The sequence below is a fragment of the Mycobacterium sp. TY814 genome (genome assembly GCF_030755175.1).
Taxonomy (GTDB): domain Bacteria; phylum Actinomycetota; class Actinomycetes; order Mycobacteriales; family Mycobacteriaceae; genus Mycobacterium.
On the sequence record NZ_JAUFRY010000001.1, the window covers coordinates 2128210 to 2141870 of the forward strand.

General features: G+C 68.7%; 8 protein-coding genes. 4 read left to right on the forward strand and 4 right to left on the reverse strand.

Annotated features, from left to right (window positions below; genetic code table 11):
* The first annotated feature begins 6 nt into the window (after nucleotides 1-6).
* Complete coding sequence (locus QXH22_RS09405; protein ID WP_306275433.1) at nucleotides 7-930, forward strand: ketopantoate reductase family protein; 924 nt, start codon at nucleotides 7-9, stop codon at nucleotides 928-930.
* A gap of 136 nt (nucleotides 931-1066) precedes the next feature.
* On the opposite strand, the gene QXH22_RS09410 is transcribed toward QXH22_RS09405, so the two are convergent.
* Nucleotides 1067-2596, reverse strand: a complete 1530-nt coding sequence (locus tag QXH22_RS09410; protein WP_306242509.1) for an FAD-dependent oxidoreductase — start codon at nucleotides 2594-2596, stop codon at nucleotides 1067-1069.
* A gap of 261 nt (nucleotides 2597-2857) precedes the next feature.
* Here QXH22_RS09410 and QXH22_RS09415 point away from each other — a divergent pair, with 261 nt between their 5' ends.
* Nucleotides 2858-3127, forward strand: coding sequence for a WGxxGxxG family protein (locus QXH22_RS09415; protein ID WP_306275434.1), 270 nt, complete (start codon nucleotides 2858-2860; stop codon nucleotides 3125-3127).
* Between the two features lie 127 nt (nucleotides 3128-3254).
* Here the strand turns inward: QXH22_RS09415 and QXH22_RS09420 are convergent, their stop codons facing one another.
* On the reverse strand, nucleotides 3255-4649 hold the full coding sequence (locus tag QXH22_RS09420) for an amino acid permease (protein WP_306275436.1): 1395 nt from the start codon (nucleotides 4647-4649) through the stop codon (nucleotides 3255-3257).
* A 145-nt stretch (nucleotides 4650-4794) separates the two neighbouring features.
* Between QXH22_RS09420 and QXH22_RS09425 the strand changes: the two genes are divergently transcribed.
* Both QXH22_RS09425 and QXH22_RS09430 read left to right on the forward strand, forming a co-directional pair.
* The gene (locus QXH22_RS09425; RefSeq protein WP_306244446.1) at nucleotides 4795-5622 is read left to right on the forward strand and encodes an alpha/beta hydrolase family protein; all 828 of its coding nucleotides are present in this window, start codon (nucleotides 4795-4797) and stop codon (nucleotides 5620-5622) included.
* A gap of 3 nt (nucleotides 5623-5625) precedes the next feature.
* A complete protein-coding gene (locus QXH22_RS09430) occupies nucleotides 5626-7758 on the forward strand; it encodes an acyltransferase family protein (protein ID WP_306275437.1) in 2133 nt (710 codons plus the stop codon).
* Between the two features lie 257 nt (nucleotides 7759-8015).
* Here QXH22_RS09430 and QXH22_RS09435 read toward each other — a convergent pair whose 3' ends face one another.
* The gene (locus QXH22_RS09435; RefSeq protein WP_306244448.1) at nucleotides 8016-8711 is read right to left on the reverse strand and encodes an Rv0518 family GDSL lipase; all 696 of its coding nucleotides are present in this window, start codon (nucleotides 8709-8711) and stop codon (nucleotides 8016-8018) included.
* 214 nt (nucleotides 8712-8925) lie between these two features.
* Nucleotides 8926-13449, reverse strand: coding sequence for a PE family protein (locus QXH22_RS09440; protein ID WP_306275438.1), 4524 nt, complete (start codon nucleotides 13447-13449; stop codon nucleotides 8926-8928).
* Nucleotides 13450-13661 lie beyond the last annotated feature (212 nt).

Genomic DNA, 13661 nt, shown 5'->3' on the forward strand with positions numbered 1-13661 from the left:
ACAGCGATGAAAGTGGCGGTAATCGGCTGCGGTGCAATGGGTTCCATCTACGCCGCCAAACTCGCCGCCGCGGGCAACGAGGTACTGGTCGTCGACCGGCACCAACCGGGCATCGACCAGATCGCCCGGCACGGCCTGCGGGTCACCGGGCCGGATTACGACCAGACGGTGCAACTGCGGGCTAACACCGTCGCGCCGGCGGAGACCATGGACCTGATCGTGCTGGCGGTCAAGGCCGCTGACGTGGCGACCGCCGCGCGGCAGGCCGTTCCGATGCTGGGCGACAAGACGTCGGTTTTGACCATTCAGAACGGCCTGGGCTCAGCGGACACCGTCGCCGACATCGTGGGCGACCAGCGATTGGCCGTCGGGATCGCCAGCGGGTTCGGCGCCGCCCGGGTGGCACCCGGACATGTGCGCCATAACGCCATGCGCGCCATGCGTTTCGGAGCCTATTCCTCGCTGCCCCCGTCCACGGTCGAGTCGATCGCACAGGCCTGGGCCGATGCCGGATTCGACGCCGCGGCAGTCACGGACATCGCGGCAATGCAGTGGGAAAAGCTGATCTGCAATGTCGCCTACAGCGCGCCGTGTGCGCTGACCGGAATGACGGTCGGCCAGGTCATGGACGATCCGGAGATGGGCCCGGTCAGCCGGGCCGCGGCCAAGGAAGCGTGGCGGGTGGCCTTCGCTTCGGACATCGACATCAAGGTCAGCGACCCCGTCGAACATGTCCGCACCTTCGGCGCCGGCATGCCGGACGCGAAGCCCTCGGCGCTACTGGATCACGAAGCACGCCGAGTCAGCGAGATCGACGTCATCAACGGCGCGGTACCTCGCCAGGGAGCACGCGTGGGGGTCGACGCCCCGGTCAACGCCACCCTCACCGCGCTGGTCAAGACGATCGAACGGGGTTGGGCCACCGGGTGATTCACGGCATAGGCCGCCCTCCACCGGAATCCCCCGGCGACCGGGGAGGACACTGACTTCGCGCAATACGCAGCGGCACTTGGCGTTCCGATGCGCTGGGTGGGCGCCGCGACGCCAGTGTGCCCCCGGTGCTGGATCACCTAGACCTGGTCAGGTCCGTTGTGGCAGGGCCCTCGAGCAGGGTGCCGTCCGGCGCGAACCGCGACGCGTGCAGTGGGCACTCCCATGCCTGGTCAGCATCGTTCCAATTCACGATCCCGCCGAGATGGGTGCAAACGGGAGACACCGTGTGCTCCACACCGTCGACCACACACCGCGCCTGCAGGTTCCAGGGCGGCCCGCTGACGACCCCGCCGGACTTGGGACTGGATCGCCCGATTCGCGTCGACGGCGTGACCCAGCCTCGGGCCAGGTTGAATCCCACCTCAAGGTTCGCGCTCAAAGCAGTGGTCACTCCGGCCAATTCGTGCGGACTCCAGCTGGCAAATGCGCCTGCCCAGTCCATCCGGCCGCCCAGAATGCGACTAGACAGCGCCAGCGCGGCCGCCGGTCCGTTGGTCATCCCCCATTTGTTGAAACCGGTTGCCACGAATATCTTTTCGTTGTTCGGCAGAATCGGTCCCACGTAGGGCAGCTGATCGATCGGCGTGTAGTCCTGCGCCGACCAGTAATGGGTCTGCTCGGCTCCGGGGAAATGTTCGCGGGTCCACCCGTCGAGTTCGGCGAGCGCCACCGAAGGACTTTTCTTGCGTCCCACCGGGTGTCCGGCGCCTCCGACGATCAGCACCTCCCCGTCCGGGGTCGGGGCATAGCGGACGGAGCGGGTCGGCGAGTCGGCCGAGATCATCATCGCCCGGGTGATCGGACCCGGCACCCGGTAAGCCATGCAGTAGGACCGGCTCGGTTTCAGCCGGGCGAAGTAACCACCCCGGTCGAGAATCGGGATGCCGGTTGCCAGCACGAGTTGCCGGGCGAACACCTCGGAGTCCGCCTCGGTGCCGTCCGCGGTCTGTTCGCCTGCGCCGGTGTTGACGTGCAGCCTGAGCCCATCACCACTGCTGGACACTTTGCGCACCCGCGCACCCTCGGCAAGCCGTCCGCCGCGATCGAGCAGTTCGACGACCAGACTGTCCAGGAAAGGGACCGGATCGAACTGCGCCTGCTCAGGCAGTCGCACGCCGCCGTGAAACGGAAAGGGAACCTCCGCACGGTCGTCCCACGTCACGGGCAGCCCGACAGCGCTGCACGCGAGCCATTCCGCGCGCGCCGCAGGCACACCCCGTGCCGATTGCGCGTAGGTGTACGCGTCCTCCCGTTGCACATCAATGTTGTGAGTGTCGCAGTGGTGCAGCACCCATTCCATACCTTCGCGATTGCCCTCGACATACGCCCTGGCGGTGCTTCGGCCATGCCGCGCAAGGATTTTGCTCAGGTGTGTGCTTTGCAGCAGGCTCATCTTGGCAGTGGTGTTTCCGCTGGCTCCGGCGGCCACTGACCGTGCCTCTAGTACCAGCACATCCTTGCCGGCACGGGCCAGCAGCACCGCTGTAATCAAGCCGGTGATACCGGCCCCGACCACTACGACATCGGCGGATCCCCCAACGGATTCGGAGGTTCGGCCGTCCCACGGTTTTTGGCCGCGGTCAGCTAACCACAATGACACCATGGCTTAGGAAGTACCCACCGCGATCGGCGCGAAACAGCGTGCGTTGTGCCGCGCGGGCGTCTGCACAGTATCGCTATTTCGCTGTGCAACAGAATTTTTCGCTATTCGTCGATTTCGCGGAGACGACGTTTCACCCGATCTTGCCGGGGTACCAGTGCACCGCGGCGCCGGAGTCATCCACTTCGCGCCGACGACAGACGAACTAGATCAAACTGGTTCGGATCCGCTTGCGGCCGTTCGCGGCCGAAAGGAGTACATGACATGCGTAACACGATGGCTGCCGGCTGCGCCGCAACCGCACTTCTGTTCGGGGGAGCTGGTGTGGCAAGTGCCGCCGTCGACCAGGCTCCCGTTCCCTCCGCAACGACCACCACGCTGGCCGACACCGACAACACCAACCAGCACAGTGACAACACCGGACTGTGGGGACTCGCCGGCCTCCTGGGTCTGGCCGGGCTCGCCGGGCTCAAGCGTCGCAACACCACCGACGCCGCGATCCAGCCGACCGCCACCCCCCGGCCCCCGGCCTGACGCCTTTATCAAGCGCCCTTGTCAGCGGACCCCGCTGACAAGGGCGTTTGCCTGCCCGGGCTGTTGCGTATGAGTCTCGACCCGATCTGGCCGGTTACCCCTGCAACGGTGGCCCACACTGACGGGATCAGCCCCGTTCGTCAATTCGATTGCGCGTCAGATTATTACGTCGAACATACGGCGTCAGGAAGTACACCGCCGCCACCACGACCCAGGACAACAGACTCAGCCAGAGCTGGCTTCGCGTGCCCGGGTTGAACGCCATCTGCACAAGCACCGCAACGATTCCCAGCACTGTCAGGATGGACAGCACCGGGAACAGCCACATCTTGACGCGCAGATCCTCCGGAGAAGTCCTGCGCCGCAGGATGATCTGCGAGAGAGCGATGAGCAGGTAGACGAACAGGATCACGGCACCGGACGAGTTGAGCAGAAACAGAAACACCGTGTTCGGTGACAGCCAGGCCATCAACACACACAGAAAGCCGACCAGCGAAGAACACACGATCGCGGTCGCCGGGACACCGCGACTACTGAGCCGGACCAGCCGCGCCGGCGCTTCATTGCGCCCGGCAAGCACGAAGAGCATCCGGGATGCGGTGTACAGCCCCGAGTTCAGACAGGACAGCACCGCAGTGAGCACCACCGCATTCATGATCTGGTCGGCCCCGGGCAGCCCCATGCGCCGCAGCGCCGCGACGTACGGCGAGGCGCCGAGTTCGACCGAGTCCCACGGCATGATGATGACCAGCAACAGCACCGACCCGACGAAGAAGACGACGATTCGGGCGACCACCGACCTTGTCGCCCGCGCGATAGCCCGCGCGGGATCACGGCTCTCGGCAGCGGCAATGGTGACGACTTCGGCCCCGACCATGGAGAAGATCACCACCACAATGGCCGCGAACACCGCGGCGACTCCCTTGGGGAAGAGACCACCATGGGAGGTCAGGTTGGAGAAATCCATCTGACGGCTGGGCAGCAGCCCGAAAACGAAGGCCGCCCCGACCCCGAGGAAAATCACGATCGTCGCGACTTTGATTCCGGCGAACCAGAATTCGAACTCTCCGAAGGACGACACCGAGAACAGGTTGGTGGCGGTCATCAGCACCATCAGGCACAAGGCGGACAGCCACAGCGGCGCCGGGAACCAATAGTTGAGCACCTTGCCGCCGGCAACCGCTTCGAATCCGACGACGATGACCCAGAAGTACCAGTACAACCAGCCGACGGAGAATCCGGCCCACCCGCCCAGCGCGGTCGCGGCGTAATCGGCGAACGACCCGGTCGACGGGTTCGCCGCCGCCATCTCACCCAGCATCCGCATCACCAGGACGATGAGCAGCCCGCAGATCGCGTAGGTCAGGAACGCCGCCGGACCGGTCTCCTTGATCACGACCCCTGAGCCGACGAACAATCCGGCTCCGATCACCCCGCCGATGGCGATCATGCTGAGCTGTCGCTGCGAAAGTCCTTGCTTCAGCGTGGCTCTGTCGTCCCCGTCATGCCGGTCGTCCGCCATCACCGGACGCTAGCAGTTGCGGCGGCGCTGGATCACGCCGTCGTTACGAGTGCCTTGCAATACGGCGTGGCAGGGGCGTCAAATGCCGGTACGCGCGGCATGATTGACCACCGTGGCCGACCTGACCCGCCGTTCGGTGCTGCGCATGGGTGCCGGCGCCGGCGCCGGTGCGGCCGGCGCCTGGGCCCTGAGCGCGCTGCTCGATCCGCTCACCACGCTGGCCGCGCCCGCCGCGCCCGCGCCGTTCGACCCGCCCACCGCAGGCAAGACGCTGCCCACCAAACTCACCGGCTCGTTCGTGTCGGCCGCCCGCGGCGGCATCACAACCAACTGGGTCATCGCCATGCCGCCGGGACAGACCAAAATGCTGCGGCCGGTGATCGCACTGCACGGCAAAGACGGCGACGCAAACATGATGCTGGACTGCGGCGTAGAGGATGCGCTCGCACAACTGGTCAGCGAGGGCAAGCCGCCGTTCGCGGTGGTCGGTGTGGACGGCGGGGCCAACAGCTATTGGCACCGGCGCGTCAACGGTGAGGACTCCGGCACCATGGTGCTCGAAGAGCTGCTGCCGATGCTTACGTCGATGGGCATGGACACCTCACGGGTGGGTTTCCTGGGCTGGTCGATGGGCGGGTACGGCGCGCTGCTGCTGGGCGCGCGGCTGGGGCCGGCCCGCACCGCGGGCATCTGCGCGATCAGCCCGGCGCTCTACATGTCCTATATCGGCAGCGCGCCAGGGGCATTCGACAGCATCGACGACTGGAACCGCAATACCGTATTCGGCCTGCCGGTGCTCAACTCGATTCCCGTCAGGGTCGACTGCGGCATCGGCGACCGCTTCTTCTTCGCCTCGAGCCAGTTCGTGAGCCAGCTCAAGCAGAAGCCGGCCGGCAGTTTCTCCCCTGGCGGCCACGACGTCGACTACTGGCGGGCGCAGCTGCCCGCCGAACTCGCCTGGATGGCGACCTGACCCGTGAAACAGCAGGACCGCGCCCCGTTCCGTCCGGACATCGAGGGTCTGCGCGCCGTTGCCGTGATCGCCGTCGTGCTCTACCACGCGGGAATCCCCGGTATTGCCGGCGGCTACATCGGCGTGGACGTGTTCTTCGTCATCTCCGGCTTCCTGATCACCGGATTGCTGTGGCGGGAAGTGCAGGCCACCAAAAGCGTTGCACTGGGCCGTTTTTACGCCGCCCGCGCCCGACGGTTGCTACCGGCGGCAGCCACCGTCGGCGTAGTGACCGCCGTCGTCGCTGCGGCTGTCCTGCCACCGTTGCAGGCCCGCCGGGTGTTCATCGACGGCATCGCCAGCATGCTCTACGTCGGCAATTACCGCTTCGCCGCGCAGGGCACCGACTACATGATTTCCGACCTGCCTCCCTCACCGTTCCAGCACTACTGGTCACTGGGCGTGGAGGAGCAGTTCTACCTGTTGTGGCCGGCATTGATCATCGCCACGGCGTGGCTGGCGCGCCGCATGGCCGGCGGCAGCATGCCGCGGCATGCGCCTTACCTGGTGGCGTTGACGCTCGTGGGCGCGGCATCGCTGGCGGCCGCGGTGATCTGGACCCGCACCTCGCCCCCGTGGGCGTTCTTCTCGCTGCCCACCCGGGCCTGGGAGCTGGCCGCCGGTGGCCTGGTTGCGCTGACGATCAACCAGTGGAAGCGACTGCCCCTGCTGCCCGCGACCGTGGCGGGTTGGGGCGGTCTGGTGCTGATCCTGCTGACTTCTACACAGCTGGGTCCCCACACGCCCTACCCCGGCACCTCGGCGTTGCTGCCGGTGCTGGGCACCGCCCTGGTGATCGGCGCCGGTTGCGTCACCGGCGGTTTGGGCGTCGGCCGGGTGCTGTGCCCGCCGGTGATGCGGGCGATCGGCCGGGTGTCCTATTCCTGGTACCTGTGGCACTGGCCGGTCCTGCTGCTGCTGCCGCCCCTGCTGGGTGATCCGGGCGGGTTGCCGGGCAGGCTGGCTGCGACAGCGGTGTCCGCCGGACTGGCTGTGATCACGATGCACGCCGTCGAGAATCCCGGCCGGTTCGCCGCGGCGTTGCGCCGTTCGGCGAAGGCCAGTCTGGCCGTGGCCGGTGCCGCCAGCGGAGTCGCCGTGTGCGCGTGCGCGGTCTTGCTGACCGCCGTGCCGGCGCCGGTGGGACACGGCGTTGCCGCTCCGCAGGCCCGAATCGTCGCGCTGCCACCCGCTCCCGATCCACAGGTCGCTCCGCAGCAAGCGGCGGTCCGGCAGGCATTCGCCCAGGCGCGCGAGATGCTCGCGGTCGCTGCCGCACAGCACGCCGTGCCGTCCAACCTCACTCCGACGCTGGCCGCGGCGCCGGCGGACAAGGCCGCGGTGTTCGTCAACGGCTGCATGCGGTCCTGGCGTGACGTCGGACAAAGCGAATGCGCTTCGGTCAAAGGGGACTTAAGCGGGGACGGGTCAACCCCCACCGTGGCGCTGATCGGCGACTCGCACGCGGCGATGTGGGATCCGGCGCTGCAGCAGGTCGCCGAGCAGCGGCACTGGCGCCTGGAGACCATGGCCAAGGTCACCTGCCCCTTCCTGGACATCCCAATCGTCAGTCCCTATCTGGGGCGCAAGTACAGCGAGTGCGAGCAGTGGCGTGGAGAGATCGTGAACCGGCTGGCGGCCAAGCCGCCGCAGCTGGTGATCCTGAGCATGAGCCGGCGCTACCACGCCGACTTCAGCTTCGCCTCCTACGACCCGGCGTGGATCAAGGCCCTGGCCACAGTGGTGGCCCAGCTGCGCGGGATGGGATCGCGGGTGCTGGTGCTGGGCCCGGTCGCCGACCCGCAATCGTCAGCGCCGACGTGCCTGTCCGCTCATCTGGACGACGCCGGCGCCTGTGCACCGGCGCGAGCGGCGGCGGTCAACGGCGACGGCATCGGCGCCGAACAACGAGTGACGACCGCAGCCGGCGGCTCCTACGCGGACCTCACCGACCTGTTCTGTAGCCCGGAGCGCTGCCCGCTGATCGTCGGGAACACCCTCGTGTTCCGCGACGACAACCACGTGACCACCGAGTACGCACAGCTCCTGGCTCCCGTCATCGGCGCATTGGCCGATCGAGCCATAACAAATGAATGACACGACGGTGGATTATCAGCGAATGAACCATGCGATGGCCGCGAACGTGATACCAATAGAAGGGTTTTGGAGGTTTTTGAAATGAGTCCGATGCTGGTGGTCCTGCTTTCAGCAGCCGCGCCGGTAGCCGGGCTTGGTCTATTGCAATTGCAAGCGCGCCTTGAACGTTGGGATTACGAGAGGCACGCAGAAGACTGAAGCCGCGGCGGCGCAACTGAATACGTTGAGCGGCGGACGCCGAGGCGTCTCACCTAGATTCACCTAGACAGTTGCCAGCGAATGAGCGGCGCCATCTTCTCCGCCATGTACTCATGCCCCGCATCGTTGGGGTGCACGCCGTCTGCTCCGATCAGATCCGGCCGGTCCACGAACCAGCGGTCCCCGATCGGGTCGACGAAATCCGCGCCCGCGGCCCATGCGGCACCGGCCAGCACGTCGCGAATCACCAGTACCGGCACCGGCACATCGGCCGTCGGCCACGGCGGTCCGACCACCAGGAACCGCGCCGCCGGCGCCCGCCGCCGCGCCAGAGCGAACGTGGCATGGACGCGTTGGGCCAGCAGCACCGGGTCGACGTCCTGGTCGTTGCGGGAGCCGAAGAACACCACCAGGACGTCTTCCGGCTTGACCGCCCTGGCGGTCAGGTCCTGGAAGATGCTGCCGTGGTCGCCGATCGTCCCGTACCCGGCTCTGCCCTCGGCGGCCACGTCACTGGCGATGCGCAGGCCAGGGGCGGTGAGCGTGCGCCACGTGCGGGCGGTCCACGATTTCGGGCCGATGCCGCCCTCGTCGGTGCCGGTGGTATAGGAGTCGCCGATCACAGCGACAGGTTTGAGCCGCAGGTCCAGCGTCAGCGTCCGGTACGGCCGGTCCTGGACCGGTTGGAACAGGCATGGCAAAGCCAGGGCCACCAGCACCCCGAGTCTGATGGCGAAGGTGGCCAGCCGAGTCACTGCGACCTCCACTGTCAACACCTGGAAGGGATCTACCTGAAATCGTACGAGCGTCCGGCGCGAACACGCGGTTGACTCGCTTGCGGCGCCGGCCTTGCGTTCTGGGACTTCGGGTTTCGCCTTCCGTCGTAGTCATGGGAGGCCGCAACATTGTCTCGCGCCATTCATCGGCCCGAACCTGGGGTGCGAGGCACCGTCACTGGCAATCCGTACCTCAGAAACGGAGCCGGCCTAGCCCTCCGGTTCCACCGGCACCGCCTAAACCACCCACAATGCCCGGGTCGCCGTCGACGCTGTCGGTGGGGGGTTTGCCGGGACCGCCAGGGAAACCTGCATCGCCGTTGTTACCGCCAGTGCCGCCGGTGCCACCAAGCCCACCGAAGGCGCCGCTGGAAGAGCTCAAGGGTGAGTTGGAACCATTGCCGCCAGTACCACCGCTGCCTCCGGGTCCACCATCACCGCCGCGCAACGTTCCGTCGCCGCCGTCGCCGCCGTTGCCGCCCTTCCCGCCCGTCTGCGCAGTGTTGATCCCGCCAGAAGATCCGCCGGTCCCGCCGGTGCCGCCGACGCCGCCGTCGCCACCGATGTAACCGATGCCTCCGGCACCGCCTCGGCCACCACCACCGCCCTGGTAGACCAGGATGCCGTCCTGGCCTTTACCGCCATTGCCGCCGGCGCCGCCACCACCGCCGTTGCCTTGAATTCCAGTGCCACCCTGTTTGCCGATGCTGGAGCCCGTGCCACCGGCACCACCATCGCCACCGAAGTTGCCGGAGCCGCCCTTGCCGCCCCATCCACCATTGCCGGGCCCGACCGTACCTGTCGCGTCGTAGGCATTGCCGCCGCGCCCGCCGCGGCCACCGTCGCCGCCCAGACCACCGGCGCCACCGTCCCCTCCTGCACCATCAATACCCTTGCCACTCAGGCTGATTCCGCCGTTGCCGCCGATACCGCCACGGCCGCCTTTCCCGCCCAGACCGCCTGAGCCGGCCGATACACCGTCATGTTGGCTGACAGTCCCGTTTTCACCGTTGCCGCCGGCGCCGCCTGTGCCACCATCGCCTCCGGCGCCCCCAGCCCCCCCGGCCCCGCCGTTGCCGGCCAGGCGGCCGCCGTTGCCGCCCGCGCCGCCGTTACCGCCATTACCACCGTTGTAGCCTGTTCCGCCCGCCGGAACGGCGGTCTGGCCGTGTACGACCGTCGCGCCCGCCTTCCCCTGATCGCCCACACCGCCGTTTCCGCCGCGCCCCCCGGCGCCACCGTTTCCGACCGCGCCGCCGTCGCCGCCGCGGCCGCCATTGCCGCCGTTGCCGGAGTTGACGCCGTCACCAGCGAAACCATTCTCACCGGCCCCGCCGTTGCCACCGTTGCCGCCGCCGGTAGGGATAGCTCCGTTGGCTCCGACATTGCCCTTGCTGGAGCCGTTGCCGGCGAATCCGCCCTGGCCACCCTGGCCGGGGTTACCGCCATTGCCGCCGTTGCCTCCGTTGCCGCCATCGAATCCGGATTGTCCACGTGCGCCGTTGCCGCCGTCGCCGGCGAAGCCTCCGGTACCGCCGGTGCCGCCGTCACCGCCAACACCTCGCTGGCCGTTTCCGTTGGTACCGATACCGCCTTGGCCGCCGCCACCGCCGGCGCCACCCTGTCCGCCGATGCCGCCGTCGCCACCGTTCATACCGTCCGAACCTGGAAGGCGGCCATTGGCTCCGGTGCCACCGCGCCCGCCGATGCCGCCCTCGCCGCCCTTGCCGCCGACGCCCCCGTCACCGCCGCGACCGCCCAAGGTTCCGCCGTTGCCGCCCTTTCCGCCGTCCCCACCCAGGCCGCCGAGACCACCGGTGCCACCGGTGCGGCCGCTGCCGTCAGCATTTTGCCCGCCGTCAGCGCCGCTGGCGCCCAATCCGCCCTGACCTCCGGCCCCACCTGCGCCACCGTTGCCATAGGTCCCGCCGTTGCCACCTGCCCCGCCCGTGCCGCCAACGCCGGCTATGGCGAGCGAGTCTGCGCCCTTACCGCCGTTACCACCGTTGCCGCCGGTGGTCGGCACGCTGCCATCCGCACCCCTGTCGGCGTAGGTGCCGCCGCCGCTTGACCCGCCGGCGCCGCCCTTGCCACCGGTACCCGGGTTACCGCCGTCGCCCCCGCGGCCGCCGGCGCCGGAATTAACGTTCCAGGCACCGTCCGCGCCCTTGCCGCCATTACCGGGTGTACCGCCGTTTCCACCGGCGCCGCCCTTACCGCCAATCCCGTGTGCACCTGCTGCACCAGCGTTCGCCGTACCAGCGGCCCCGCCGTCGCCGCCGGCGCCACCCTGACCGCCATTGCCTCCGCTGACACCCTTACCACCGTCGGCCCCCGCTTTGGAGCCGGCGAAGCCGTCAAAACCGATGCCGCCGTCGGCTCCTCTGCCGCCGTTGCCGCCACTACCACCGCTACCGGCATTACCCTGCTCAGTTCCGCCGTTGCCGCCCGCCCCACCCGCGCCGCCGGCACCGCCGGGACCGCCATTACCGGGGGCAAAGCCACCTGTAGCCGGGCTGCCGGTGGCGCCGTCGCCGCCACGGCCGCCGGTGCCTCCGCTGCCATGGCTGCCGCCATGTCCACCGGCGCCGCCTGCCCCACCGTTGGTACCGGACAAACCGGCGTTGGCACCGTTACCACCACTGCCGCCGTTGCCGCTGGCGACAGTCATTCCGTCCTTGCCGCTGGCGGCCCGCTCGGTGCCACCGCTGCTCCCGCCAACTCCGGCGGTGCCGCCCCTACCGGCGTCGCCGCCGTTTCCGCCCGCTCCCCCGTCGCCGTTGTTGAGGAACTCCTGCCCATCGGCTCCGGCGCCGCCGTTTCCGGCGATACCGCCGGCCCCGCCGTCACCGCCTTTTCCGCCCACTCCGTGAACACCACTCTGACCTGCGGCGTTGAAGCCTCCGGCGCCTCCATCGCCCCCTGCGCCGCCCGCTCCGCCGTTACCACTGGCGGTGCCGTCTGCGCCCCTGGCACCGGGCGATGCTCCGGCAGCTCCGTTGATTCCGTTGCTACCCGACCCACCGCTGCCGCCATTGCCGCCGGCCCCACCGGCTCCGGCCGTCCCGGCCAGTGATCCGCCGTTGCCGCCCGCGCCGCCGGCGCCGCCGTCACCGCCGATTCCGCCGTGGACGGGCGTGGCGCTGAAAGTCGCGTACGAAGTGCCCGCTGCGCCGTTACCGCCGTCGCCGCCGGTGCCGCCATTGCCGTAAGCGCCGCCGTGGCCGCCCATGCCGCCGGCTCCGCCCTTGCCGCCCGCTGCGGTGGCGTCGGCACCACGGCCGCCGATCCCGCCGTTGCCGCCGCTGCTGGGTGCGGCACCGGAGGCACCGTGGGCGGCCCGGACGCCCTCGGCACCGAAACCGCCGAGCCCACCGACACCACCGGCGCCGGGGTTACCTCCATTTCCACCGTTGCCCCCGGCTCCGGCATTTATGTTCGCGTCCCCGGCCGCGCCGGCTCCGCCATCGCCGGCGCTGCCACCGATGCCACCAGCGCCGCCCACGCCGCCGGCACCGTGTCCTGCTGCCGCGGCGAAGAGGCTGTTGATCAGCCCCCCGGCACCCCCGGTTCCGCCGGATCCTCCAGCTCCGCCGTTGCCGCCGCTACCACCGTCCTGGCCATTGAAGCCCGGCGTAAACATGGCCAGGCCGTCACCGCCGGAGCCGCCGGCACCGCCCTGACCTCCGGCCCCGCCGATGCCTCCCACGCCGAAGAGTCGCGAACCGCGACCGCCAGTTCCGCCGACACCGCCATCGCCACCGGAAGTTCCGAACAGACCGGCACCGCCATCGGTGCCGTTGACCCCATTGCCGCCGGCGCCGCCGGCACCACCATCGCCGTACAGCAGCCCGCCAGATCCACCATGGCCACCACTGCCACCGCGGCCGATCAGGCCCTTGCCGGCGCCGCCAGCGCCTCCGGCACCGCCATTGCCAAACAACCCGGCGTTACCGCCTCGCCCACCAGAACCAGCATCGAGGCCGGTCCCGCCGTCGCCGCCGTCCCCGTACAGCCACCCACCCGCTCCGCCGCTGCCGCCTTGACGGCCGGCGCCACCGGCGCCGCCGTCGCCGAAAAGCCCGGCGGAACCACCGCCGCCACCGCTACCGCCGAATGCCGCCTGCCCGCCGGCACCCCCGTTGCCGTAAAACAGACCCCCGGCGCCCCCTCTGCCAGGTGCCGCGCCCAATCCGGCGGCACCGCCCGCTCCGCCGTTGCCAAACAGGCCGGCGGCACCGCCGTTACCTCCAGCCTGACCCGTCGCGCCCGAGCCACCGGCGCCACCGTTGCCGATCAAGATCCCGCCAGCAGCACCGGCCTGTCCGGTGCCCGGCGCGCCGTCGGCACCGTTGCCGATCAATGGCCGGCCCACCAAGTTCTGGGTCTGCGCGTTTACGGCGGCAAGCAGTCCTTCGCCCGCCAACTGAAGCTCGTTGGCCGCTTCAGCTGCCGCGTAAGCGGCAGCTGAAGCATCGAGCGTCTGGACGAACTGGCTCTGCAGAGCAGCCAGTTGCTTACTCACGGCCTGGTATTCCCGGGCATGGTCGCCGAACAGCGACGCAATTGCCGTCGATATCTCGTCCTGAGCCGCAGGCAGCAGCGCTGCCGTGGGGAACGCGGCGGCAAGATTGGCCTGGTTCACCGACCACGCGACCCGGCTCAGCTCCCCGGCCGCCGCGGACACCCACGGGGCAGACGTGATGAAAAAGGACATGGCGAACCCTCTCCGACAAGCCACCGTGCGGCGATGTCCGACTTCTGGAAGGCTCGACTGCCGTCGATCGGAACACGTCGCTACGGCCACAACGCCGCACGCAGCGACGTTGCCGGAGGCAAGGATAAGCAATAAACTGCGTCGACGTTAATAAATTCGATGCATTCACAGATAAGATCCACGAATGCATACAAAGTGAGTTCGTGTGCCGA

What these genes read in the sequence shown, in the direction of transcription:
- QXH22_RS09405 (WP_306275433.1), top strand. Translation starts at nt 7, where the DNA reads ATGAAAGTGGCGGTAATCGGCTGCGGTGCAATGGGTTCCATCTACGCC.
- QXH22_RS09410 (WP_306242509.1), bottom strand. Translation starts at nt 2,596, where the DNA reads ATGGTGTCATTGTGGTTAGCTGACCGCGGCCAAAAACCGTGGGACGGC.
- QXH22_RS09415 (WP_306275434.1), top strand. Translation starts at nt 2,858, where the DNA reads ATGCGTAACACGATGGCTGCCGGCTGCGCCGCAACCGCACTTCTGTTC.
- QXH22_RS09420 (WP_306275436.1), bottom strand. Translation starts at nt 4,649, where the DNA reads ATGGCGGACGACCGGCATGACGGGGACGACAGAGCCACGCTGAAGCAA.
- QXH22_RS09425 (WP_306244446.1), top strand. Translation starts at nt 4,795, where the DNA reads ATGGGTGCCGGCGCCGGCGCCGGTGCGGCCGGCGCCTGGGCCCTGAGC.
- QXH22_RS09440 (WP_306275438.1), bottom strand. Translation starts at nt 13,449, where the DNA reads ATGTCCTTTTTCATCACGTCTGCCCCGTGGGTGTCCGCGGCGGCCGGG.